Below are 25744 nucleotides of genomic sequence, written 5' to 3' on the forward strand. Positions count from 1 at the left end.
CAACATAAGCGGTTATTCTAGGGGTTAAGAGATCTGAAAGGAAAGGGTTGTTTGCATGCAAAAAAGGGGGCGAAGCCCCCTTGTTATCACTTAAAAAATATCAATGGTCTCTACAGATCGAACTTAATCCCCTGTGCCAGCGGCAACTCAGCTGAGTAATTAATGGTATTGGTCTGGCGTCGCATATAGGCTTTCCAGGCGTCAGAGCCGGATTCACGGCCGCCGCCAGTTTCCTTTTCACCGCCAAAGGCACCGCCGATTTCAGCACCCGAGGTGCCGATATTAACATTCGAAATGCCACAATCAGATCCCCAGTGGGCCAGATAGTTCTCCACTTCACGCATATCCAGACTGAATATTGCCGACGACAAGCCCTGAGCCACACCATTTTGCAGGGCTATCGCCTCATCAACGTCGCCACGATATTTAATCAGATACAGCAGCGGAGCAAAGGTCTCACTCTGCACCGTAGCATAGTGATTTTCCGCCTCGACAATCGCCGGAGTCACATAACAGCCGGATTCATAACCCTGGCCCTGTAACACTTCACCACCACACAGCAGCGTACCGCCTTCGTCACGGACACGACTGATTGCATTAACAAAATTGCTTACTGAATCTTTGTCGATCAGCGGCCCGACATGATTGTTTTCATCCAGCGGATCACCGATGCGTAGTTTCCCATAGGCGCTGACCAGGGATTCTTTTACTTTATCGTAAACAGATTCATGCACGATAACTCTTCGGGTGGTGGTACAGCGCTGACCTGCAGTGCCGACCGCACCGAACACCACGCCTGGCACGGCAACTTTAAGGTCTGCATTGGCAGTGACAATAATCGCGTTATTACCACCCAGCTCTAGGATGCTCTTGCCAAAACGGGCCGCCACTTTCTGGCCAGCATGACGACCGACTTTGGTAGAACCGGTAACGGACATCAGCGGCAGACGCTTGTCATCCAGCATCAGCTCGCCAATCTCCGGCCCGCCGACAACCATAGACAGGAGTCCTTCCGGGAGATGATTGCGGATCAGCACCTGCTGCACGATATTCTGGCAGGCAATGGCGGTGAGCGGCGTTTTCTCTGATGGTTTCCAGATCACCGCATCACCACATACCGCGGCTATCATGGTGTTCCATGACCACACTGCCACAGGGAAATTGAACGCAGAGATCACGCCCACCACGCCCATTGGATGATACTGCTCATACATACGATGAAGCGGTCGCTCCGAATGCATGGTTGAGCCACATAACTGGCGGGAAAGGCCCACAGCGAAGTCACAGATGTCGATCATTTCCTGCACTTCACCCAGGCCTTCCTGCAACGACTTGCCCATTTCATAAGAGACCAGTTCGCCCAGTGGCTGCTTATATTCACGCAATGCCTCACCAATCTGACGCACAATCTCGCCACGTTGCGGTGCGGTAACCCTGCGCCACTGCAAAAATGCACTTTGTGCTTTCTCTGCCACCTGATGATACTGCTGTTCTGAGCAAGGCGTTACCCTGGCGATCAGATTGCCATCTACCGGAGAATGAATTGCAATGGGCGCGCTGTCACTTTTATCCAGCCAGCCGGTTCCCGTGCTGACACCGGCATTCTGTGCGCTGATACCTAGTTTTTTCAGAAACTCCATGGTTCCCCCTTTAGTTAGCTAAGGCCGGCATCGTTGCCAACCCCTGTTTAAAAATGTCCAGAAAGCGGTCGGCTTCTCGCTGACCAAAAACCATTGGCGGCTTGATCTTAAGCACATTGGCATCCGGCCCCTCACTGGAGAGCAAAATACGATGAGATTTAAAGAACTCAATCAGCCAGGCGGTTTGCGCAGTGGCCGGAGACTTTGTACTGGGATCGGATACCAGCTCTACCCCCAGAAACAGCCCCATGCCACGAATATCACCGATACAGGCATATTCTCTGGCCAGCGCCGCGAGATGCTGTTTGAGATAGTCGCCGGTTTTCTGTGCACCGGAGACCAGCTGTTCCTGCTCCAACACCTCCAGTACCGCCATGCCAATGGCGCAGGACACCGGATTACCACCAAAGGTATTGAAGTATTCCATGCCCGTAACAAAGGCATCGGCAATGGCCGGGGTGGTAACTACAGCGGCCATGGGATGACCGTTGCCTATGGGCTTGCCAAGGGTGACAATATCAGGCACCACCTGTTGGGTCTGAAAGCCCCACATGCTCTGCCCCACCCTGCCGAAACCCACCTGCACTTCGTCGGCAATACATACCCCACCGGTTTTGCGCACTGTGTTATATACCTGTTGCAGATACCCTTCAGGCATCACAATCTGGCCCGCTACGCCCTGCAGCGATTCACAGATAAAGGCACCGGGGAGGGTATTCCGCCATTCCAGGCCCTCAACGACTCCCCTGAGATCCTGAGCATAAGCTGAGGCCGTGTTCGCTCCCTGATAAAGGCCACGATAGGGATAAGGCAACGGCACTTTATGTATGTGAGAAGCGGCACCTTCACCGCCAGGTCCATCGAACTTGTAAGAACTGGCCTCAATGCAGGCATTGGTATTGCCATGATAGGCACCATCAACCACCAGTAAATCACGCCGCCCGGTAGCACAGCGGGCCATCCTGAACGCCAGTTCGTTAGCCTCACTGCCGGAGTTAACAAAAAAGCACACAGACAAAGGATCGGGAAAGGTTGCCAGCAGACGCTGCCCGTAATCCACCAGGTTATCGTGCAGATAGCGGGTATTGGTATTTAAACTGGCCATTTGCCTTTGCCCCGCGGCGACCACATGAGGATGGCAGTGGCCCACATGACAGACATTGTTGACCATATCCAGATAATCCCGGCCCTGCTCATCAAACAGATAGGCGCCCTGGCCCCTGACAATTTTCAGCGGCTCGCGATAGCTCAGGCTCAGGGTCTTGCTGAAGTGCTGCTGTCGCATGGCCTGTATGGAGGCTTTGTCGCGCCCCTGTGGGGCTTCGAGACCGCAAACCTGTCTGATTCTGCATTGCATGCCAAAGCCACCGACCCGGCCGAGTTTTTCAAGGGCGCCCCAGGCAGGGCGCGCCGAGATCAGCAAATACTGATTATCCGGTTGTTCCTCAATGGCTCTGGCCGAATTGCACAGACTCACGCATAGTCTCAGACCAATCAGATAAAACAAACAGTCGGCTTCGGCCACCGCCAACGGACGCTGGCTGTGATAGCCGTGCACCACAGCGAGAATCACTGCACAGACATCGTCCTGATCCAATATTGCATAAGCACAGGCAATCGCCAGCTCGTTGACCAGATGGCTTTCGAGCATGTCGCCAAAATCGATCAGTCCGCTTATCGCCTGAGGGTCATCCAGGTTGTTAACCAGCAGATTGTAGTCATTGGCATCATTATGGATAACGCCCCTGGGCAGTTCCCCCAGTCTGGGGAGCACCCATTGTTGATAAGCTTGCAGAAAAGATCTGATTTGCCGTTGTTGAGAAGCGGATAAATAGTCCATCTTGCGCAGGCAGACTTCATGGCCCAGCGCCAGATCCCAGTCCAGTCGTCGGCACGCTCCGGCATGGCTGAAGTTCTGTAAAGCACTATCCAGCGTGCCCATAAAACGGCCCAGATCCTGCCACAGAGCAGGCCGGGGCTGAGACCTGTCTATATCGGCATAGAAACTCCCCTCCAGGTAGGTCAGTACCCTTAACCAGCGATCAGGCCCGCTTTCTGAGGGCACAGCACTGAGCATGTCGCCATCCTGGTTTTTTAACACCTGCGGCACTGCAAGGCGCTGCTGATAAAGATGCGTCATCGCCTGATTCTGTAAATCCAGATACAACCCGGCTTCTGCCGACACTTTGACCACATAGCGACTGCTGTCGGTGGTCAGCAGATAGTTCTGATCTTCATAACCGGGCAGGGTTTTCAACTGCCCGGTTAAGCCGTAGTGGCGCGCGAGCGTATCGGCTAATTCAACCTCAGTCACGGCTGGTCTCCTCAGCGGTGCGGGCAAGCTTGGCAGGCTCCTCCCCCGCTGAGAGTGGAATCAGGGTAAAGCGATATTGATAGCTTTGTGCCGGTAGCGAGTATTTGTCATGCACCGGTCGCCCCCAGGATGTGTCGCCGCCCACACCCATTTGCCGGTGATCCAGATTCAGGGTAATCAGATCCCGGACAGGAACATCAACGGCGTGTTTACTGGTGACCGGCACCAGACCCGAAGCAGAAGTTTCACTGTCGCCGGCGAAGAAATCGATATCCTGTTGCAAATAGGGCCAGGCACTGGCAGATAAGGGCGTCTCACCCACAGCGAGCAGCCCGTTTCCTTGTGCATCCCGGGCCGCTAACCATCTTACGTCGGTTTTATTAGCGTTTTCCTGGGGGCGAATATAAGCATGTACCTGTTCGGTCACATGGCGATGATACTTACCTATTGCCGCAGAGTGCTGGCGATCCGCATAGCTCTCATGGGGGCCCCGGCCAAACCAGCTGATATACGGATAAGCCCCGGGAATCACCAGTTGCATACCAAACTTAGGCATTTTCGGCAGTTGCTGACCCTCAGCCAACTCCAGTTCACTGCTCACCTGGACGCGACCTGAGGGTGAAACCAGATAATCGAGCCGGTACTGGCCGTCGAAATCAGCGCTGTCAAAAACAGCACTAACCTGAACGCCTGTTCCTGCATCGGTAGTATCGAGCTTTTTCAGACTCAGATTCCGCCCCGCATTTCGCCATACTGCGGCCCACTCGGGCATGCCATTACCCAGATCGTTATCTGTGGGTGCGCGCCAGAAATTGGGGATCATTGGCGATTTCAGCAGTTCTTTGCCCTGATATCGGTAGCTGGATAACCAGCCTGTGTTGCCATCAATGAGCAGGCTTAACCTGTCGTTAGTCAGGCGCAGATTCTGTTGCTCGCGAGTGACTGCCAGGGAGTTGCCTGATGCTTTAATCAGTACAGATTGTTGTGTAACCGGTAAGCTGAATTGCTCAAACGCCACCTCATGACCCGCTTCCAGCAGCGGCTGAGGGTGGCGCAACAGCGCACGAAGTGTGAGAAAATATTCTTTATTACTGGTTTTCGGTAGTGCCGGCAACTTCAGTTGCACCCGCTTTTTGCTCTCTGGGGCCACTGCAGGCATGGCCTGATGTCCCTGAGAGACCAGCTCGCCATCGGCCTCTATGCGCCAGTTCAGATCATAGGCTGACAGATCAATGAACCTGAAGGTGTTGTGGATCTCAAATTCTCCACCGGCTGCGTCTACAGCGCTGAATTTGATCGGTTGATAGACCTTTTTCACTTCATATAAATGTGGATGGGGCTCTCGATCCGGATTCACCAGGCCGTTGTTGAGAAAGTTACCGTCGCTGGGTAAATCCGGATGGAAATCCTTACCGTAGGCCCAGTAAGACTGACCATGCTCATTGGTATACCTTAAAGACTGATCAACCCAGTCCCAGATAAACCCGCCCTGAAGAACCTTTTCCTGCTCAATCAGATCCCAGTAATCCTGCAGATTACCCACGGAGTTGCCCATGGCATGAGCATACTCGATCATAATCCCCGGGCGGTCACTGTGCTGACGGGCATATTCAGAGAGGCGTTCAATACTCGGGTACATGGGCGCAAAAATATCCGTGTAGTCAGCGGTGCCTGCGGGTTCATACTGAACCGGACGGCTGCCATCAGCCTCTTTGAGCCAGCGGTAGGTGGCTTCAAAGATTTTCCCTTTACCGGCTTCATTGCCCAGAGACCAGATAATAATCGACGGATGATTTTTATCCCGTTCAAACATGCGCCGGGTGCGCTCAATATGCGCAGGCAGCCAGCTCATTTCATTCCCCAGTTGCGTCTGCTCGCTGATCGCCAGAGGGTGAGACTCAATGTTGGCCTCATCCACCACATACAGGCCGTATTTGTCGGTCAAATCATACCAGTGGGGATCATTAGGGTAGTGACTGGAGCGCACCGCATTAATATTGTGCGCCTTCATTAACCGGATATCATGCAACATGGACTCACGCGTCACCACATGCCCCCTGTCAGGGGATGTTTCGTGGCGATTGACCCCGCGAATATAAATGGCCTTGCCGTTGACCTTAAGCTGCCCGCCTGCAATCTCTATACGGCGAAAACCAATGTCGTCACGCAGGCTCTCCAGCAATCTGCCATTGCCGTCATAGAGGTTCAGTACCAGGGTGTACAACTCAGGCGTTTCAGCACTCCACAAGCGCGGCTTTTCAAGATGCTGCTCAAACTGAAGATGTTGCTTGCCGGCTGCCTTAAGACTGAGTTCTTTTTGCTGCTCGAAAACCGGTTTCATGCCGTTGCGCGGGTCCAGTAGCCGGGCCTGCACTGTTAGTGCCTGCTGTGCTTCGCGGGCATAATTTCTTAACTCCAGATCCAACGCCAATGTCGCTTTTGTCAGGCTCTGGTCAAGCTCTGGTCTGGCGTGGAAATCGAAAATCCGCTGCTTAGGTGTGGCATACAGATAGACATCACGTTCGATACCCGACATGCGCAGCATATCCTGACTTTCCAGGTAACTGGCGTCGGTCCAGCGTCTGATTTGCATGGCAATAAGGTTCTCGCCGGCCTTAACATACGGACTCAGATCAAACTCTGCGGGTGTTTTGGCGCCCTGGCTGAAACCTACGCGGTGGCCGTTGACCCAGACTTCCAGTGATGAACGTGCTGCGCCCACATGTAAAAACACCTGCTTGTCGTGCCAGTGTTCTGGCAGTGAGAAGGTTTTCCGATAGGAGCCAATAGGATTATATTCCTTTGGTACATCTGGCCAGGTGGTGTCAAAGGGATAGCGCTCATCCAGATAAATCGGGTAGCCGTAGCCCTCTACTTCCCAGTTTCCGGGCACGTTTATTTGCCCCCAGGCGCTGGCATCAAAATCTGACTGGTGAAAATTATCCGGCGCATCAGCAAAGCGTCGCTGCCAGTTGAATTCCCACAAGCCATTAAGAGACAGGTATCTGTTACTGTTGCTGTAGTCGTCCACCAGCGCTTCTGCTTGTGTTGCATAGGAAAACGAGCTGGAACGGGGATCTTCTTTATTGATGGCAAAGACCTGATGATCTTCCCAGGGAGCACGACCATCGGCTATGCTGGAAAAACTGATAAAACAAAGAACTAAAAAACAAAGCCGGATACTCACATTAACCTCAACTTTAATTAATCCTATTTATAATATAAATAGACTTTATAACAGGATATTAACCATGACAACCCCTGTATGTGACAATCTGACCGTTTACATCCGATTGATATAAACTGCTGGCCGGAGCATCGGAACAAAGCATTGTAAACTTATAATATAAATATTATATTAAGTGTAACATCATTGTTAATAAGGTTTTTATTTGCCAATGTCGTCTTTATCCAACACAGATATCATCTTATTCAGTATCTATGTCGTCGCGCTTGTAGCGATCGCCTTGTGGGTTTCCAGAGAAAAGGCCGGACATCAGAAAAACACCCAGGATTATTTTCTTGCCGGTAACAGTCTTCCCTGGTGGGCTATTGGTGCGTCACTGATTGCCGCCAATATCTCTGCCGAACAGATTATCGGTATGTCAGGGTCAGGTTATGCCATTGGCCTGGCAATCGCGTCCTATGAGTGGATGGCGGCGCTGACCCTTATTATCGTTGGTAAGTATTTCCTGCCTATTTTTCTTAAGCACCGAATCTACACTATGCCGCAGTTTCTGGAGCAGCGCTATGGCCATGAAGTCCGCCTGGTATTAGCCATTTTCTGGCTTGGTGTGTATGTGTTTGTCAATCTGACCTCCATCCTCTGGCTTGGTGCCCTGGCGATTAACACCATTACCGGCATCGATATGCAGACTGGCCTGGTATTTCTGGCTCTGCTGTCACTCACTTACTCTCTATATGGCGGGCTGAAGGCCGTTGCCTACACCGATATCATTCAGGTGGTGGTATTGGTCAGCGGCGGCATGATGCTCACCTACCTGTCTCTGGATATGCTGGGCAATGGTGGCGGTGTCTTCGCCGGCTTCTCAACGCTGTTAGAAAGGGCGCCGGAAAAATTCGATATGATCCTCAGCCCCGACAACGAACATTATATGAGTCTGCCCGGCATCTCGGTGTTAATCGGCGGTATGTGGATTATGAACCTTTCTTACTGGGGTTTTAATCAATATATTATCCAGCGTACCCTGGCCGCAAAAAGCCTCGGCGAAGCTCAGAAAGGAATCGTATTTGCGGCGTTTCTGAAATTGCTGATGCCGTTGATCGTAGTTGTACCCGGCATTGCCGCCTTCGTCATCAACTCTGATCTGGAACCGGCTGACAAGGCCTATCCGATGTTGCTGAATATGATGCCCGAGGGAATAAAGGGCTTTGTATTCGCCGCGCTGGTGGCGGCGATTGTGTCCTCTTTAGGCTCCATGGCAAACAGTATTTCAACTATCTTCACCATGGATATATATCGTCATTACAAACCTGAAAAAAGTGAAAAGCACTACCTCGCCACCGGCAGGATCGCCAGTATCTCTGCCATGATACTGGCCGTAGTTTGTGCCAGACCCTTACTCGGTCAGCTTGATCAGGCCTTCCAGTATATTCAGGAGTTCACCGGCTTCTTCACTCCCGGCATTGTTGTGCTGTTTCTGCTCGGCATGTTCTGGAAACATACCACCCCTAAAGGGGCGATGGCGGCGGCGATTGGTTCCGCGGTATTCTCCCTGGGTCTGAAACTGGTGTTCCCTGAGCTGCCCTTTATTGACAGAGTGGGTGTGGTGTTTCTTGCCTGTCTGATCCTGGCGGTGCTGGTATCCAGAGTCACTCCGGCGAATACCCGGTCATCGGCGCCCTTATTAAAAGACGTCAACTTTGACACCTCAGGCTCCTATAATCTGGCCGCCATAGGTGTAATTGCCATACTGGCAGCGCTTTATCTGACCTGGTGGTAACAGATGAGGTTAAACAAACTGTTACCCATCAAGGTGCTTCCGGTGGCCAATATACTGGGGGAAAGCGTGGTCTATGACGACCGTACCGACTGCCTCTGGTGGACAGATATTAAAGGCACAGAGCTGTTTCGCTACCAACTCAACAGCGACAACCTGACACGCTGGCAACCTCCTTCTGGCATTGCCAGCCTGGGTTTGACCACAGAGACGGACTGGTTGATCGTCGCCTTCGTTCACAGCATCGCCCTGTACAATCCCCTCAGCGGTGAAATACTGAAACTGGCAGAGCCAGAGCTGCACCTGCCGGGTAATCGCTTTAATGATGGGCGGGTAGATCGCCAGGGACGATTCTGGGTGGGCTCCATGACAGAGGACGCCACACGCAACCCGCCACAAAGTAATGCCGGTCTCTATCGGGTCAACCATAACGGCGACGTGGACAGGGTGCTCGATGGGCTGCAAATATCCAATGGCCTGAGCTGGAGCCCCTGTAGCCAATGGCTGTACCATGCTGATTCGCCCTCCGGGGAGATAAAACGTTTTGCCTTCGAAAGTAGAACAGGGCGACTTAGTAAGGGAGAGGTCTGGGCCAGCGCGAGCGAAGGCCATTCACCGGATGGCGCTACCGTTGATGCAAAAGGTGGCCTGTGGAGCGCCCATTGGGGAGGCCACTGCGTGGTGAGGTATACGCCAGACGGGCAGGAAGACTTCAGAATTCCGATGCCGGTCAGCCAGCCTACCTGTGTCGCTCTGGGGGGCCATAATGACAGGTTACTATTTGTCACCACTGCCCATGACGGGTTAACCCGTTCACAAAGGCAGGATCAACCAAAGGCAGGTAACCTGTTTATCTTCAGAATTGAAGAGAGAGGCTTACCAGAACCAAGATTTCAGATCGGAAACCTGTTGTTTTCTTAATCATATTTGTATGATGTTCCGATAGAGTCGATGATACGGCTCCACTGACACAACGATCATTCAGGATAAGGCTTTCCATATGTTACAGCAAACTGCCAATAGCAACTTAACTCACCAGCTTGTGCGTGAGCTTGGCAAGGCAATTATTTGCGGAGACTTTTCTGTAGGGCAGGGATTACCTACTGAGGCAGAGATTTGCACAAAATATGACATCAGCCGCACCGCCACCAGAGAAGCGGTAAAAATGCTCGCGGCGAAAGGCCTGATCATCTCCCGTCCCCGCAAAGGCATTACAGTGCAGAGCCATGAACACTGGAACCTTTTTGATCCGGATGTATTGGACTGGATATTAAACAGTGTACCCAGCCTGGAAATGTTAAGAGACTTTCTTCAGTTGCGTCTGGCCATTGAGCCCGAGGCGGCCTCTCTGGCTGCAAAGTATGCGCAACCAGAGGATATTTCTGCCATCGAAGAGGCGCTCAACCGCATGAAAGCTGCCGAAGATGGCTGGGAAGATTCACTGCAGGCCGATATCGATTTTCACTCTGCCATACTCAGGGCCAGCAAGAATCCCTTTTTTGTGCAGTTACGCAGCTTTATTGAAACCGCTCTGAGAGTAAGCATACGTTTTACCAACAAGTTTAAAGGTGTAGATACCGCCAGCTATGTGGAACACCGCAAAATTTTCGATGCGATTGCTGCGGGCAACCGGGAGCTGGCCCATAAAACCTCTTATATTATGGAAGCTGAGGCCCTGCTGTTGATCGAGAACCGACTCGAAAACTAGAGCGTTTAGTTAGAACAAAATTCATACAGCAAAGAACAACACGCTCTCGTTCGGGTCACTGCATAGCTGCACCCGGGCAACCCCTTTACAACCCATTGGAATAAATCCTTCCCCTGATGCAACTCAGGGATTGATCTTGCCTAAGTTTATTTATACTATAAATAGTAACATTGTAAGCTAGCGGCGATAGATCTTTGCAGTTAAACAGGAGAAACAAGCATATGATGCCCGGACAATACGCCGACCTTAAGCAAAAGCATGCCTTTATTACCGGAGGTGGATCAGGCATTGGTGCAACCATGGTGGAAGCGTTTCTCGAACAGGGATGTCAGGTCACCTTCGTAGACAATCAGACAGATGCTGCAGAGTCACTGCTTGACAGACTCACCACCGAACAAGCCCGACGCTGCCAGTTCAGGCCATGCGATGTGACTCAGGTAGAGCAATTGCAACGCTTGATCGCTGAAGCGGCTGAGCTGCACAACGGTCTGCATATTTTGATCAACAACGCCGCCTCTGACAGCCGTCACCGCCTGCAGGAACTGACGCCACAGCAATGGGATCTGTTGCAGTCTGTAAACCTCAGACCACACTTTTTTACCGCACAGGCCGCTTTACCCTGGCTTAAGCAACAAGGGGGCAGCATTATCAATATGGGCTCCAACTCTGCACTGCTGGGGCTGACTGGTTACCCGGCCTATGTAGCCGCCAAGTCGGCAATTATCGGATTGAGCAAAACCCTGGCTCGCGAGTTGGGTACAGATGCCATTCGGGTGAACAGCCTGATCCCGGGCTGGGTTATGACCGAACGTCAGAAAAAGCTGTGGGCAACACAAGACGCCGTTAACGACTGTCTTAAAGAACAGGCCATCAAATCAACCATCAGCGAGCAGGATGTCGCGGCGGCGGCCTTGTTTCTGGCCTCTGATGCCTCTCGCATGATCAGTGGTCAGAGCCTGATTGTAGATGGTGGGCGGGCCTGATGCAGTGCATTGCCATTGACTGGGGGTCGAGTTCATTCCGGGCGTATCTGCTCGATAATGGCAAGCTGCTGGAAACATGTAACACCGATGAAGGTGCACTCAGACTGACAAGAGATGAATTCGAACCCACTGTGCAGAAAAACTGCGGGCACTGGTTCGAGGGCACGGCATTGCTGCTGACAGGCGGTATGGCCGGCAGTCAGAATGGCTGGCACGAGGCCCCTTATGTCTCCTGCCCTGCAACCCTGAACGATCTGGCTGAGCAGTTGGTATCGCCCGGACACAGCTTGCCCTTTCCCTGCGCCATTGTCCCGGGAGTCAGGACAATTACAACATCCGGCGTACCCGATGTGATGCGAGGTGAAGAGCTACAGATCTTCGGTGCGGCGCGACTTGGCGGGATGGCGGAAGGGATTTTCTGTCTGCCCGGAACCCACAGTAAATGGGCCCGGCTTAAACAGCATCAGATCGTTCAGTTTTCCACTTACATGAGCGGCGAGTTGTACACGCTGATGCGCAAACACAGTTCACTGGCCAGCCTGTGCAATGACGACGTGATTGATGCTGATGCCTTTGAACTTGGCTTAGAGCATACGCGGGCAAATCCGGCTTTGCTGAACCAGCTGTTTACACCCCGGGCAATGGCAGTAACCGGCCAAATGGCGGAAGGGCAAGTCAGCAGCTATCTGTCAGCGAGTATCATTGCCAGTGAAATTCTCAGTGCCAGCGCAGCACTGCCCTGTGGCACTCAGATTAACCTGGTGGGGGATCCTGCACTTTGCCAGTGGTACCAGCGCGCACTGACCTTTTTTGATTATCCAGGCCGACTATTCAGTGCCGGGCAAGCTGTACTGGCCGGTATGGATCCGCTTTTTTCTGAAACCCTCAGAGTATAAAGGGAACGATATTATGCATTATCAACAACGGAACCTGTTTCCTCTGGTTGCAATACTGCGGGGTATTACGCCATCCCGAAGTGTGGACGTGGCCGAATGCTTGCTGGATCTCGGCTTTGAGATGATTGAAGTGCCACTGAATTCACCGCAACCGCTGGATTCCATTGCCATGATTAGCCAAAAGTTTGGTGATCGGGGCCTGTTTGGCGCCGGCACTGTGGTCACAACAGAACAGGTCAGTCAGGTCCGCGACGCAGGCGGAAAACTGATTGTTTCCCCCAGCACCGATGCGGATGTGATCCGCATGACCAAAGACTACGACATGCTATCCATGCCTGGCTGTATGACGCCCACCGAAGCCTTTACAGCCATCAATGCCGGTGCCGACGCTCTGAAACTGTTTCCGGCAGAACAAATTTCACCTGCTGCAGTGAAAGCCATGTCAACAGTGATCCCCGCACATCTCCCGCTGCTGGCAGTTGGAGGCATCAACAGCGGCAATATGGCAGCCTATTTACAGGCCGGTTGCAAGGGCTTCGGCCTGGGTGGCGCCATCTTTACCCCTGAAATGAGCTTGTCAGATATTCGCACAAAGGCTTCAGAACTGATTGCAAGGTTTGCGGAATTGACGCAAGAAAAAGGAATAAGCTGATGAAAAGCAAAAAAATCAACTTGCGCAGTCGCGCCTGGTTTGATGATCCGAACAACCCGGACATGACGGCGCTCTATCTGGAGAAGTATCTCAACTATGGGCTGACCATTGAAGAACTTCAGTCTTCGCGCCCGGTGATCGGCATCGCCCAGACGGGGTCAGATCTGGCTCCCTGTAACCGCGCCCATGTTGAGCTGGCGACCCGGCTGAAAGACGGTATCCGGGATGCCGGTGGCATTGCCATTGAATTTCCGGTACACCCGATTCAGGAAACCGGCAGACGCCCGACCGCAGCGCTGGATCGCAACCTGCAATGTCTGTCGTTAATTGAAGTGCTGCATGGTTACCCCTTAGATGGCGTGATCCTTACCACAGGCTGCGACAAGACCACTCCGGCACTGTTGATGGGAGCAGCCAGCGTCGATCTGCCCGCCATTGCGTTCTCAGTAGGCCCGATGCTCAATGGTACTTACAAGGGGCAATGTGTGGGCTCCGGCACCATCATCTGGGATGCCAGAAAACGCCTGGCCAAGGGCGAAATTGACTACGACAGTTTTATTCAGCAGGTTTCCAGCTCAGCCCCCTCATCCGGGCACTGCAATACCATGGGCACTGCACTGACGATGAACAGCCTGGCCGAAGTGCTGGGAATGATGCTTCCGGGCTGCGCTTCTATTCCCGCGCCTTATCGCGAAAGAGCACAAATGGCGTACCGTACAGGCAAACGAGCCGTAGAAATGGTATTTGAGGATCTCACCCCGAGTAAAATTCTCAGCCGCCGGTCCTTTGATAATGCAATCCGGCTATGTTCGGCACTGGGGGGCTCAACCAATGCGCCCATTCATATTAATGCTATTGCCCGCCATGCCGGTATTGAGCTGGATATCAAAGACTGGCAGGAAATAGGTCAGCATATTCCGCAACTGGTTAACTGCCAGCCGGTAGGCGAATACCTCAGCGAAGACTTCCATAATGCCGGTGGCGTACCGTCGGTCGTCAGGAGGCTGTTACAGGAAGAATTGCTGGACGGTAACTGTATGACAGTAACCGGCACAACACTGGCTGAAAACTGCAGTAATGCACAATGTCACAACGAAGAGGTGATTCGGCCGATAGATCGTCCCGTCAAAGCCCAGGCCGGGCTGAAGGTCTTGAGTGGCAATCTGTTTGATTCTGCGGTGATGAAAGTCTCGGCCATCAATGCCGACTTTGCCCGGCGCTACCTGTCTCATCCGGACAAACCCAATCAATTCACTGCCCGTGCAATCGTGTTTGACGGGCCTGAGCATTATCATCAGGATATTAACAATCCGTCACTGGATATCGATGAGAACTGTATACTGGTCATGCGCTACACCGGGCCAAAAGGCTATCCGGGCTCCGCTGAAGTGGTCAATATGCAGCCACCCACCTATCTGCTGGAAAAAGGCATTGACGCCCTGCCCACCATAGGTGACGGACGCCAGAGCGGTACATCGGGTTCACCTTCGATTCTTAATGCATCGCCGGAAGCTGCCGATGGGGGTGGTCTGGCACTGCTGCAGACCGGTGATAGAGTGAATGTGGATCTGAATACCGGCCAGGTCAATGTGCAGCTCAGTGACGCCGAACTGCAACAGCGCCGGGAAAAACTCAGTACTGAGAAACAATATCCTGAGAGTCAGACCTGGTGGCAGGAGATCTATCGTGCCAAAGTCTCGAATCTTGATGGCGGAGGTGTATTTGAAGATATGCTCAAATATCGCCGTCTGCGGGACAAACTTCCGCGACACTCTCACTGAACCAGCACCTGCTACACTGGCTGATATCAATAGATTAATTGCCGCGTTGTACTATTGCACCGCGGTTTTTTTGTGCGGGCCGCTGAATACCGCATAGTGCCAGAACAATTCCTAACAAGGGCGTCAGCCAGTTAAAGAACGCGTAGAGCGCGTAATCCAGGGGATTCACCAGCAGCACAGAATGCATATAGGCCCCACAGGTATTCCATGGGATAAGAGCCGACGTGACGGTACCGCCATCTTCAACCGCTCTGGAGAGGTTTTCCGGTGCCAGCCCACGCTTGTCATATTCGGGCTTAAACATACGCGCAGGCATCACAATACCGATGTACTGGTCACCCGCTACAACGTTGGTACCAAAAGCCGTTGTAATGGTAGTAATAATCAGTCCGGCTACGGACCTGACACCTGTTAACAACGCCTGCACCACCCGTTGAAGCAGTCCTGTAGCTTCCATAACAGAGCCGAAGGTCATGGCCGAAATAATCAGCCAGATGGTATTGAGCATTGATCCCATTCCACCGCCACTGAGCAGGTCTTCGAGTCTTGGGTCGTCAGAAGTAACACTGATACCTTCATACATGGCTTTCCAAATCACCGTAACCGTGCCATTCAGCTCACCCAGTGCAGGAGCGGCCTGGGCCTGGATAAAATCCTGCTGAAAAAAGGCCGCCATCACTCCACCCACCAATGCGCCAATACCGATAGCAGGAAAAGCCGGTATTTTGCGCAGCGCCAGAAACAGGGTAATGGCTAACGGCAGCAGTAAATACCAGGCGATATGAAAGTGCGAGGACAAACTCTGCATTAAAGAGGTAAGCTCAATGGATTGGGTTTCTGCCGTTGCTCTGAGACCAAGGATCAGAAACAGTACCAGAGTCAGTGCAAAACTCGGCAAGGTACTGTAGAGCATAAAACGAATATGGGTAAAAATATCGGTGCCGGCCACTGCCGGTGCCAGATTAGTGGTATCGGATAAGGGCGAGAGTTTGTCTCCGAAATAAGCGCCACTGACGATGGCTCCGGCACAAATCACCTCCGATAAGCCCATTCCACTGGCCACCCCCATCAGCGCCACGCCTATAGTGGCCGCCACAGTCCAGCTGCTGCCAATACACAGGGCGACTAACGCACAAATCAGACAACAACTCAGATAAAAATAATCAGGATTGAGTAATTGCAATCCAAAGTAGATCATCGTTGGCACCGTACCTGACAATAACCAGCTACCTATTAACGAACCTACAGCCAGCAAAATCAGCACCGCGCCCAGCGTCAGGCTAATCCCTTTAACGATCGCCTGTTCTATCTGTTCACGGCGATTGCCATTGTACAGACCAATCAGCGTTGCCACCCCCGCACAGAGCAGCAGTGCTACCTGGTTAGGACCCGACGATGAGGCATCACCGAAATAGTAAACGGCTAAGAATAACAGTGATAGCAATACCACAATGGGTATCAGAGCCTGGGTAAGGCTGGGCTGACGAGGCTGTGACATAGCTGAATTCCTCCTGGATAAGACTTTTCTCAGGCCGTGAAAGGGGGCAGAAAATTTTTATGCAGTGCAAAAAAAATCCCGGAGGCCTGTCGCCTCCAGGATTTTCAGATGAGCCGCTCTAGATAAAACATCAGACAGGGAGACTGATTTTTATGCTCAGAACTTCGCCCGCACGCCCAGCGCATAACGGGGGCCGGTCTCTATGACCTGCAACGTCTGGTTCTTATATTCAGCATTCTTGACCGTTAGTTCATTGGTCAGATTGATACCTTCGAAGAACACAGTGAAGTTCTCATTGATGTCATAACTACCGCTCAGATCAAGCTGCTTATAATCGTCAACATAATGACCATCACGCTGTCTGGTACCTGTAACGACCGGCTTGGTCTGCATAAAGCGACCACGATTGTTGTAAGCCAGACGCACCTGGAATCCGGCTTTTTCATAGAAAAGTATCAGATTCTCAGAATCACCCAGACCAATCAGCGGCAGATCATCCTGCTCAGAGCTGCTGTCCACCTTGGTCAGGTTAAATATCACGCCGAGACCATCAAAAGGTTCGGGTAAGGTGCTGAACATGTGCTGCACCGCAAATTCAAAACCGTCCACTTCCGTGCTGCTTTCATTGATAGGGCGGGAAATTTCATAATCATAACTACCGCTCGGCACGACCACTGTTTCCGGCAAGGTGCTGTAGCCCAGGTAGCCGTCGATGTCTTTTCTGAAATAGGCAAGGGCCGCATAGCTACCCTCGTCGTAGTACCATTCAAGGGACAGATCCACATTTTCAGAGGTATAAGGGGCAAGCTTAGGATTACTGCCGGAACCCGTTAACCCATCAATTTCACCATCACCATAGCTGGTCAGCGGGCTCATCTGATTCAGTTCAGGCCGGGTAATCGAACGGGATACCGCAACACGACCAATCAGCTCATCGGTTAAATGAATATTAGCATTGATGCTGGGGAGCCAGTCCTGGTATTCATTACTGATCGCAACCGGCACATAATCATCAGAATATTCAGCGAAGACCTTGTTTGGCTCATTTTGTGAGGGAACAAGATCCAACAGCGCAATTTGCTGACCACTGGAGGTGCTGGTGGTGTCGACGTAGCGCATTCCCGCCACAACCGTCCAGAACATATCTCCGATATCACCTTCAAAGTTAAGATCTGTATACAGTGCCAGTACTTCTTCATTCACATCATAGGCTGTGCGATCCGGCACGATACCAAAACCATTACGGCTCAATATATCCCGCGCGGCCTGAGGATCATCCAGCATGCTGATCACCTCATCACTGCTCAGATACGCCATGATTTCATCGGTGTCGAATGTCGGCCACTGATTAACCGGGTCACCGGATGCGCCGGACAAAAATCCGTCCGCATCGAACAGGTTAAACAACGAATCTGGCAGTGGAATTCGGGTACTGTTGTCAGCGAAGATCCATGGCAGAGGCCCCTCAGTTTCTCCATACACTGTGCCAAGAGTCCGATCCGTATAGTGCGCACCAAAGTTAACTTCGACCAGCGGGCCGGCCTGAACATAAAGGCTGTTGTCGAATTTGGCGGCCTTCACTTCATCTTCCAATTGCGTACCTTGCAAGGAGGTCCAGCCTGCGGTCAGGGTATCGCCAGCCTGAATAGGATCAAAGGCCATAGTCGGGACCTGCTGCCCCTGACGGCGATCATAGGAAAATTCCCCGGGGCGACCGACCACTACATCGGACCAGCCTTTGCCCGGATCAGACTCCGCTTTTGAGGCACTGACATCCAGTTCCATATTCCAGTCATCGGTAGCCTGCCACTCGATATTCAGACCATAGGCATTGAGCTTACTGGAAGCATCTGACTGGCGGGCCATGGACTCGACAAACACATCCACAAAATCGGCATAGACCAGGGTATTGTTCTCATCCAACTCAGGATTTCTGACGTTGCCGGGGGTAAACCACGAGGGGTAAATATCCTGGCGGCCACTAACATCATATTTGGAATGTAAGTAGTCGGCAGAGATCTGTAATCTGTCATTAGGCGCATACTGCAATACGACGTTGCCGCTTAAACGCTCCCGGTCTTCTGTTTGTACAATCTGATCATAGTTGCGCGGGAAATAGACCTGACCATAGTCAGTGCCATCGAGGGGATCATCAACTTTGAAGTAATAGGCGGTATTCGCCTCTTCATAGCGACTTTCCCGTTCATAACTGGCAACAGAGACCAGCACACCGAAGGTGTCATCATTAAAGGTGTTACTTAATAATCCCGAAAACTGAGGCTTGGTTTCGCCCGACATATCGTCATGCAGGGCTTTGGCGCTGGCCAGAACATGCATTCCCGGATTATCAAAAGGCCGCATGGTGGTAATATTGATGGTGGCGCCTACTGATCCTTCCTGTAACTCTGCTGACTGGGTTTTGTAAACTTCTGCGCCATTAATCAGTTCTGAGGGCAAAATATCGAAACTGAATGCACGGCCCCCGGGAGAGCCGTTCCAGCTCATTGATGAGGGGTCGCCCACTGTCGCCAGCGTACGTCCATTTAACAGCACGGCATTGAACTCTGGGCCCAAACCACGAACCGTTACCAGTTGCCCTTCTCCGCCCTCACGATCAATAGATACGCCGGTAATGCGTTGCAGAGATTCAGCCACGTTCTGATCCGGGAACTTACCAATATCCTCAGCAGAAATCGCATCCACGATATTGTCACTGCCCTGCTTAATATCCATCGCCCGGACCAGACTGCTTTTGATCCCGGTAACACTGATCACTTCTACATTGTCACCTTCCGTATTCTGCTGATCCTGTGCAAAAGACGCTGATGTTATTCCCATGTTAACCATCACGAGCATGGGAAGATAACCTAACTTCCAGTTCCTGTGTTTCATAAATTGCCTCCGCTGAGTATGCCAACTTATTGATTTAGTTTATTAATTAACTTTCTTTTGAACCTTTTAGCTTCAAGGCTTTTTCGATACTACTACTGGATCTTTCTAGTTGCAATATTTATAGTATAAATACTTTAATTTATATTTCACAATCTATTAACGCCGAATCAGAGTGCTTTGTGAGACAATGATTGTGGTGTTTTGCAGAGGCACAAAGATGACAGGAGCGACCCCATTGACCCGAAACAATGCAGGACTATTTTACAGAGGCATGGTGATCAGTCTGGTAATATTACTCAGCGGTTGCCAGGCTATTCCTGAAACAAACCTTGCCGATAGCAGGCCCTCTGCCCTTGATCGCCAGGGCTCACCGCAGTTTATGCGCCAACATGACAGCTTTGGTAACCAACACTTCAATCCAATGTTTGATGCAGGAGCCTGGCATGGCTTTTTGTTGCCTGCTGACAATGAAGGCCACGGAGCCTTTGCCGGACCGATGATCATTGCCGAAGAGTATCCAGTGTATCTGGCCAGTCAGCTGGAAAAACTGGAAATTGTCACAGCAGAAAAAAACTATGTCTTTAGTGAGGCAACCTCAGAGCTCACCGCCTTCCCGGGGCGACTTCAACAGCGTTACAGCTGGCCCGATCTGACCCTGCAACTGGAACTGATTTTTGTCTCTGACAGAACCGCGCTGATCAGAACCCATATTGAGAACCTGACCGATCAGGAAAAACAACTGGCCCTGACCTGGCAAGGTGCATTATTGAAACAATGGACTGCGCAGCAGACACTTGCAGAGCGTTATCCTGACTGGTCACCAAAGTGGCAGGAAGATAAAAACCGCCTCAGTATTGAACTGCCGAAAATAAGAGATACCTGGAATCTGATGTTATCCGGCGACAGCCGCTATGTGATCCAGCGCTCTGTTCAGAGCAACACAGAAATACATCAGGATGCCTATATCAGTGCTACAAACATCACCCTCAAAGGCAATGACTCAGCACAGCTTTATACCACTCAAAGCTATGTACACAGTGATCAGGAGTGGCAAAAAGAGCAGAGCATCGTGGAAGCCATGTTTCAGCGTCCTGAAAAGGTATGGCTGGCTAACCGCCAACGCTGGCACCAGTATCTGACCCGCGGGATCAGGCAACAAGGCGAGGCCGTAGCTGGCGATACTATTGCCCTCAAAGCTATCGAAACACTGATTGGAAACTGGCGCAGCAGTGCCGGGCATATCACCAAAGATGTGGTTACCCCTTCCGTTACCGCGCGCTGGTTCAATGGCGCCTGGGCCTGGGACAGCTGGAAACATGCGGTGGCGATGGCCCGTTTTGCCCCTGAAGTGGCAAAGAACAATATTGTTGCCATGTTCGATTATCAGGTGCAAAGCGACGATGCAATACGCCCGCAAGACAGTGGCATGGTAATCGACGCCATTTTTTATAATAAGGATGGTCAACGTAATAATGATGGCGGTAACTGGAATGAACGTAATACCAAGCCGCCGCTGGCATCCTGGGCAGTCTGGGAGCTTTATCAGGCTCAGCCAGACCGGGAACTGATTGCCACCATGTACCCGAAACTGGTGGCCTACCATCGCTGGTGGTACAAAAATCGCGATCACAACCAAAACGGACTGGCAGAATATGGTGCCACTGCCCACCCGCTACATAACGACGCACAAGGCAATATCCTGTTTACACTGCAACCCCAGAACAATACGACGTTGGCCACTACCATTAAGCGAAAATGTACAGCCCAGGCTGATAAGGGATATCAATGCGCCGGGCTGGATTTGTATGAGTCGGTGTTAGCATCCGGTGAGTATGAGGCGTTGGATATTGGCGCTCAGCATGGCGCAGGCTGGGAATCTGGTATGGATAACGCCGCCCGCTTCGGATTTATCACACCAGAGCAGTTAACGGACTATGCCAACCTCCATTACCAGGGCAATCTGAAGCTGGCCAGAGGGGATTGGCAGGTACGTTTTTTTGAGAATCACGCAGACAATGGCCAGCTACTGGGCTTTTCCATCAACCAGGAATCGGTGGAGCTCAATGCGTATCTGGCGATAGAAAAAGCCCTGCTGGCAAAAATGGCCAGGTTGCTTGGTCGCGACGAAGAGGCCGCAGACTGGGAAGCCGGGGCCGGGCGACTGGCACAACGGGTTAATCAGTGTTTCTTTGATGCACAGAGCGGCTTTTACTATGACCGTCAGATAGACAGCGCTGATGAGAATAGCGGCGAGTGTGGCGGCAGACTGCTAACCGCCAGAGGCAAAGGGCCGGAAGGCTGGGCACCGCTATGGACCGGCATAGCGAAGCAGGAACAGGCCCGGCAGGTGGCAGATGTTATGTTAGCAGAGCATGAATTCAACACACTTATTCCTCTTGGTACCGCATCACAAACCAATCCGGCCTATCACCCGGATATTTACTGGCGCGGCCGCGTGTGGCTGGATCAGTGGTATTTCGGTGTGATGGCACTACAGCGCTACGGCTATAAGCAGCAGGCGGAGGAGTTGGCTTCAGCGTTACTGAAAAATGCACAGGGGCTGACAGGCGACGCTGCCATCAGAGAAAACTACAATCCTGAAACCGGGGCTATGCAGGGCGCAACCAACTTTAGCTGGAGCGCTGCTCATTTACTGATGTTACATCATCAGTTGTCGAAAAAAGATCACAGAATCAATCACCTGCTATAGTGTTTACTGGCTTTTAATAACAAGAACTCACATAAGGTAAATCTATGAACACCCTCTTTTCCTGTCTGCGTTGGGGAGCCCTGGTCTTTGGCCTGCTCAGCCCTCCTCTGGTCATGGCACAGACTGTTGCCTTTACCAATGCCACTCTCTACCCCATTACCGATAAGGTCATCGACAACGGTACCCTGGTGATCCGCGATGGCAAAATTGCCGCTATCGGCTCAGCTTCAGAGGTCACAGTGCCCAAAGGCGCAAAAATTGTTGATGCAAAGGGCAGAATTATTATGCCCGGCATTGTTGATACCCACAGCCACCTGGGCGTTGCGGGTGATCACGGCGAAGGCTCCGCCACACTCAACCCGGAGCTACGGATTCTGGATTCGTTCTGGGCCGCCGACCCACGCATTAAAGTCGCCCGGGCAGGCGGCATTACGGTCTCGAACGTCATGCCCGGTAGCGGCAATGTGATTGGCGGGCAGACGATTTACGTCAAACTGCGTGATGGCACGGCCGATGAGATGTTGGTGCAAGGCAGTGTGGGGGGGCTGAAAATGGCCAATGGTGAGAACCCCAAAGGAGATGATAAGTCCCCCAATACCCGCATGGCTGCCGCAGCGCTGGCGCGGCAGGAATACTATGACGCGATTGCCTATGGCAAGAAAAGAAAGGCGGCCGGAGAAGACGATGACGCGAAGACACCGGATCTGGATCTTGGTCTGAACACATTGCTTGAGGTGCTTGATGGGAAGCGTATTGTGCACCATCACACCCATCGCTCTGACGATATTATGACCGTACTGCGCCTGCAGGATGAATTCGGTTTTCGACTGGTGCTTCAGCACGGCATAGAGTCTTACAAGCTGGCTGAAGAGCTGGCAAAAAGGGATGTCATGGTCTCTTATATCCTGCTCGACAGCCCCGGTGGTAAACATGAAGCCACTGAGACGCGTCTGGATGGCCCGGCACAGCTTGAAAAAGCCGGTCTGGAAATCGCTCTGCATTCCGATGACTGGGTTATCGACTCGCGGTTCTTACTCAGAGCAGCAGCGCTGGCCGTTCGTGGCGGCATGAGCCGGGAAGGTGCACTGCGAGCGCTGACCATCAATCCGGCTAAAATGCTTGATCTGGATAAGCAACTCGGTTCACTGGAAGTGGGTAAAGATGCCGATCTGGTGTTGTTTGACGGCGATCCACTATCCCTTTATACCCATGTCCGGCAAACCTGGATAGATGGTCAGAAAGTCTATGACCGCAGCAATAAAGAGCAGCGCCTGTATGCCACCGGCGGTTTTCGTGTGGCCGAACGTTATCCGCACCTGGGAGAAGAACAATGAAAATATCCTCTAAGCGTCTTTTGTGCCTGCTTGCCGCCAGCCTGCTGCTGCCGGTTCAGGCCGCGACCCTGATCAAAGCTGATAAGCTCTATACCAGTGGCGAACAGGGGGTCATAGAAACAGCATATATCCTCATTGACGAAGGCAAAATTCAGTCGGTAAGCGATTCTGAAATACAGATTCCTGCGGGTACCGAGATACTCACTGCGAAGGTGGTACTGCCGGGGTTAATTGACAGCCACACACTGGTGGGCATCAACGGTGCGTATAATGTGTCAGCGGATCAGGATGCCTTCGAGCAATCTGACCCTACAGGGGCAGAATATCGGGTACTGGACAGCTTCAATCCGGCGGAAAAGCTGATAGAGCATGTGAGAAAGTTTGGCACCACCACCATTCATGTCACGCCTCAACCCTTTGCCCCTATTGGTGGCGCGACAGCACTGTTTAAAACCCATGGTGATGTGGCAGATCAGATGCTGTTAAAAAACAATGCGGCCATGCTGTTTAATCTTGGTGAGGCGCCTAAGTCGGCATTTCGAAGCAGTGGCGGCCCGGGTACCCGTATGGCAACGGCCGCAAGGATCCGTGGTGAACTCTACAAAGCCCGCGAATGGATGGAGCAGGATGAAGACAAACGCAAACCGGACCTGGCCATGCAGGCACTGGCCAACGTCCTGTCCGGTGAAATGCAGGCCATTTTCACTGCCCACCGCGAGGATGACATTGGCACTGCGCTGCGTATCGCCAGAGAGTTCGGCCTGACACCGCTGATTAACTATGGCACCGAGGCTTATCTGATCCGGGATGAGCTGAAGCAGGCCGGTGCAACCGTGATCATGGCGCCAACCATGCAGCGCCCTGCCGGTATGGAAAAATGGAATACCACCTTAGAGGCGGCGGCGATTATGGATAATGCCGATATCCCTTTTGTATTTGCCGGTGGTTATGAAGGCTATGTGCCCAAGGCCAGAGTGCTGCTATGGGAAACGGCTGTCGCCATCGCCAACGGGCTGGATAAGCAAAAAGCCATAGAGGCAGCCACCATTGTACCCGCCAGATTATGGGGTATTGATAAGCAGGTTGGCTCGATTGAAACAGGCAAAGACGCCGATCTGGTGTTATTTGACGGTGACCCCTTCGAATACACCACCCATGTTAAAGCCGTACTGATTAACGGCGAACAGGTACATTAACCGGAGCTGGATGTTAAATACAGCGCTGACGGCCAGCGCTGTATTGATTAATCTTAATCGAGATACTTGGCTCTGAGGATCCGGATATCCTGCTCAGACACATCCAGTTCCTGTTGGATATACGCCAGAATCGAGCCATGTTCGGTTTCCATCTTAGTAATGGCCGCCTCAATTAAAGGCTGGCTGACACCCATCAAGGGTTGCAGAACATCTTCAGGGAGGCTGGCAAACATCTTCATCATAGCGGCATGTTTAGGGTCCATATTGCTACTGTCTTTGGGCATCAGGCTGTGCAAATCCAGGTATTTGTTGGTTGCCAGGTAATCGTCGATGGCCGTTTGCTTGTCTACCCCAAGGGCTGTTAGTACCAACAGCGCACTGATACCAGTGCGGTCTTTCCCGGCTGTACAATGGAACATCAGGCCCTGGTCTTTTTCTACCAGACGGTCAAACATCCCGGCATAGTTCTGTTTTTGTATTTCCAGCATTTCAGGATACATTTCCACCATCAGGCCTTCCATCATTTCGCGACTCAGATCAGGTCGCTTTAGCAGTTTGCCCAGTTCATTCATATCGAAGTCCATTTCGTAATCTTCGTTGATCTGTTCAACATCCGAAGCTCGCCACTCGGTGACTTCTGAGCGACGTTCGCTGTTACTGCGAAAGTCCACTACCGTGCCTATGTTGAGGCTATCGATCAACTGATAGTCCTGATCAGTAAGGCCCTCCAACACACCGGAACGATAGATCTTTCCCCACTTGACGGTACGACCGTCAGTTGTCTGGTAACCGCCCAAATCGCGAAAATTACGACCACCTTCTAATGGTATCAAACGTGTAGCAGCCAACTCAGCTTCGCCTTCCTGTGGCTTAATAAAGAAGTAGTAACGCTGGCTTTTCTGCTCTGGCAACCAACGATACTGGCTGGTGCTAATATCGTTCGCCAACAACCTGGCATTGGCAACCTCAGGGGTTTTACTGACCAGAATGTCTACCGTGGCATTAGCCGGTTGTGACTGCCATTGCAATTCGTAGGCGTCATTCAAATACCTGGCTGAGGTTGATTCCAACGTGACAATCTTTGCAGAAGGTGTCGTTTGACTGCAGGCGCTGAGAGTGGCAGCCAGCAACGCACCCAGTACCAGTTTAAAAGTATTGTGTTTCATCTTAGTTTTCCTG

Annotated in this window: 16 protein-coding genes; 10 read left to right on the forward strand and 6 right to left on the reverse strand. The window is 51.9% G+C overall.

The window, feature by feature from the left end:
* Positions 1-110: 110 nt before the first annotated feature.
* From amaB to lacZ, 3 genes are read right to left on the reverse strand one after another with little or no spacing between them, the layout of a single operon-like run.
* A complete protein-coding gene (gene amaB, locus CDA54_RS09775; RefSeq protein ID WP_099034816.1) occupies positions 111-1640 on the reverse strand; it encodes an L-piperidine-6-carboxylate dehydrogenase in 1530 nt (509 codons plus the stop codon).
* 10 nt (positions 1641-1650) lie between these two features.
* Complete coding sequence (locus tag CDA54_RS09780) at positions 1651-3954, reverse strand: aminotransferase class III-fold pyridoxal phosphate-dependent enzyme (protein ID WP_229748086.1); 2304 nt, start codon at positions 3952-3954, stop codon at positions 1651-1653.
* Entirely contained in the window at positions 3947-7141 is a 3195-nt protein-coding gene (gene lacZ / locus CDA54_RS09785; protein WP_099034817.1) for a beta-galactosidase, LacZ type, read from the reverse strand. Before lacZ ends, CDA54_RS09780 begins: the two co-directional genes overlap by 8 nt.
* Positions 7142-7352: 211 nt before the next feature.
* Here lacZ and CDA54_RS09790 point away from each other — a divergent pair, with 211 nt between their 5' ends.
* The 7 genes from CDA54_RS09790 (at position 7353) to CDA54_RS09820 (ending at position 14935) form a co-directional block, all read left to right on the forward strand.
* The gene (locus CDA54_RS09790; RefSeq protein WP_099034818.1) at positions 7353-8918 is read left to right on the forward strand and encodes a sodium/sugar symporter; all 1566 of its coding nucleotides are present in this window, start codon (positions 7353-7355) and stop codon (positions 8916-8918) included.
* A gap of 3 nt (positions 8919-8921) precedes the next feature.
* The gene (locus CDA54_RS09795; protein ID WP_099034819.1) at positions 8922-9836 is read left to right on the forward strand and encodes an SMP-30/gluconolactonase/LRE family protein; all 915 of its coding nucleotides are present in this window, start codon (positions 8922-8924) and stop codon (positions 9834-9836) included.
* Positions 9837-9915: 79 nt separating this feature from the next.
* Positions 9916-10623: a FadR/GntR family transcriptional regulator gene (locus CDA54_RS09800; protein WP_099034820.1), complete on the forward strand. Its 708-nt coding sequence runs from the start codon at positions 9916-9918 to the stop codon at positions 10621-10623.
* A 221-nt stretch (positions 10624-10844) separates the two neighbouring features.
* On the forward strand, positions 10845-11606 hold the full coding sequence (locus CDA54_RS09805; protein WP_218962394.1) for an SDR family NAD(P)-dependent oxidoreductase: 762 nt from the start codon (positions 10845-10847) through the stop codon (positions 11604-11606).
* Positions 11606-12502, forward strand: coding sequence for a 2-dehydro-3-deoxygalactonokinase (locus CDA54_RS09810; protein ID WP_099034821.1), 897 nt, complete (start codon positions 11606-11608; stop codon positions 12500-12502). The genes CDA54_RS09805 and CDA54_RS09810 overlap by 1 nt, the downstream gene beginning before the upstream one ends.
* Positions 12503-12515: 13 nt before the next feature.
* Entirely contained in the window at positions 12516-13154 is a 639-nt protein-coding gene (locus CDA54_RS09815; protein ID WP_099034822.1) for a 2-dehydro-3-deoxy-6-phosphogalactonate aldolase, read from the forward strand.
* Positions 13154-14935: an IlvD/Edd family dehydratase gene (locus tag CDA54_RS09820; RefSeq protein ID WP_099034823.1), complete on the forward strand. Its 1782-nt coding sequence runs from the start codon at positions 13154-13156 to the stop codon at positions 14933-14935. Before CDA54_RS09815 ends, CDA54_RS09820 begins: the two co-directional genes overlap by 1 nt.
* Positions 14936-14969: 34 nt before the next feature.
* Here the strand turns inward: CDA54_RS09820 and nhaC are convergent, their stop codons facing one another.
* Both nhaC and CDA54_RS09830 read right to left on the reverse strand, forming a co-directional pair.
* Positions 14970-16433, reverse strand: coding sequence for a Na+/H+ antiporter NhaC (gene nhaC / locus CDA54_RS09825; protein WP_099034824.1), 1464 nt, complete (start codon positions 16431-16433; stop codon positions 14970-14972).
* 156 nt (positions 16434-16589) lie between these two features.
* Positions 16590-19325, reverse strand: a complete 2736-nt coding sequence (locus CDA54_RS09830) for a TonB-dependent receptor (protein WP_099034825.1) — start codon at positions 19323-19325, stop codon at positions 16590-16592.
* Positions 19326-19542: 217 nt separating this feature from the next.
* Here CDA54_RS09830 and ygjK point away from each other — a divergent pair, with 217 nt between their 5' ends.
* Genes ygjK through CDA54_RS09845 form a run of 3 tightly spaced genes read left to right on the forward strand, consistent with a single transcriptional unit; the run spans position 19543 to position 24565 of the window.
* Positions 19543-22035: an alpha-glucosidase gene (gene ygjK, locus CDA54_RS09835; RefSeq protein ID WP_180237181.1), complete on the forward strand. Its 2493-nt coding sequence runs from the start codon at positions 19543-19545 to the stop codon at positions 22033-22035.
* Positions 22036-22079: 44 nt separating this feature from the next.
* The gene (locus CDA54_RS09840) at positions 22080-23369 is read left to right on the forward strand and encodes an amidohydrolase family protein (RefSeq protein WP_099034827.1); all 1290 of its coding nucleotides are present in this window, start codon (positions 22080-22082) and stop codon (positions 23367-23369) included.
* On the forward strand, positions 23366-24565 hold the full coding sequence (locus CDA54_RS09845; protein WP_099034828.1) for an amidohydrolase family protein: 1200 nt from the start codon (positions 23366-23368) through the stop codon (positions 24563-24565). Before CDA54_RS09840 ends, CDA54_RS09845 begins: the two co-directional genes overlap by 4 nt.
* A gap of 53 nt (positions 24566-24618) precedes the next feature.
* Here the strand turns inward: CDA54_RS09845 and CDA54_RS09850 are convergent, their stop codons facing one another.
* Complete coding sequence (locus tag CDA54_RS09850) at positions 24619-25731, reverse strand: tyrosine-protein phosphatase (RefSeq protein ID WP_099034829.1); 1113 nt, start codon at positions 25729-25731, stop codon at positions 24619-24621.
* Positions 25732-25744 lie beyond the last annotated feature (13 nt).

Source organism: Lacimicrobium alkaliphilum, assembly GCF_002591895.1.
In the GTDB taxonomy this organism is placed as follows: Bacteria; Pseudomonadota; Gammaproteobacteria; order Enterobacterales; family Alteromonadaceae; genus Lacimicrobium; species Lacimicrobium alkaliphilum.

Bases quoted from the DNA above. Each gene is read 5' to 3' on its own strand.
- CDA54_RS09805 (WP_218962394.1), top strand. From the start codon at position 10,845: ATGATGCCCGGACAATACGCCGACCTTAAGCAAAAGCATGCCTTTATT.
- CDA54_RS09795 (WP_099034819.1), top strand. From the start codon at position 8,922: ATGAGGTTAAACAAACTGTTACCCATCAAGGTGCTTCCGGTGGCCAAT.
- ygjK (WP_180237181.1), top strand. From the start codon at position 19,543: ATGACAGGAGCGACCCCATTGACCCGAAACAATGCAGGACTATTTTAC.
- CDA54_RS09830 (WP_099034825.1), bottom strand. From the start codon at position 19,325: ATGAAACACAGGAACTGGAAGTTAGGTTATCTTCCCATGCTCGTGATG.
- CDA54_RS09810 (WP_099034821.1), top strand. From the start codon at position 11,606: ATGCAGTGCATTGCCATTGACTGGGGGTCGAGTTCATTCCGGGCGTAT.
- CDA54_RS09790 (WP_099034818.1), top strand. From the start codon at position 7,353: ATGTCGTCTTTATCCAACACAGATATCATCTTATTCAGTATCTATGTC.
- CDA54_RS09815 (WP_099034822.1), top strand. From the start codon at position 12,516: ATGCATTATCAACAACGGAACCTGTTTCCTCTGGTTGCAATACTGCGG.
- CDA54_RS09820 (WP_099034823.1), top strand. From the start codon at position 13,154: ATGAAAAGCAAAAAAATCAACTTGCGCAGTCGCGCCTGGTTTGATGAT.
- CDA54_RS09850 (WP_099034829.1), bottom strand. From the start codon at position 25,731: ATGAAACACAATACTTTTAAACTGGTACTGGGTGCGTTGCTGGCTGCC.
- CDA54_RS09840 (WP_099034827.1), top strand. From the start codon at position 22,080: ATGAACACCCTCTTTTCCTGTCTGCGTTGGGGAGCCCTGGTCTTTGGC.
- amaB (WP_099034816.1), bottom strand. From the start codon at position 1,640: ATGGAGTTTCTGAAAAAACTAGGTATCAGCGCACAGAATGCCGGTGTC.
- CDA54_RS09800 (WP_099034820.1), top strand. From the start codon at position 9,916: ATGTTACAGCAAACTGCCAATAGCAACTTAACTCACCAGCTTGTGCGT.
- nhaC (WP_099034824.1), bottom strand. From the start codon at position 16,433: ATGTCACAGCCTCGTCAGCCCAGCCTTACCCAGGCTCTGATACCCATT.
- CDA54_RS09845 (WP_099034828.1), top strand. From the start codon at position 23,366: ATGAAAATATCCTCTAAGCGTCTTTTGTGCCTGCTTGCCGCCAGCCTG.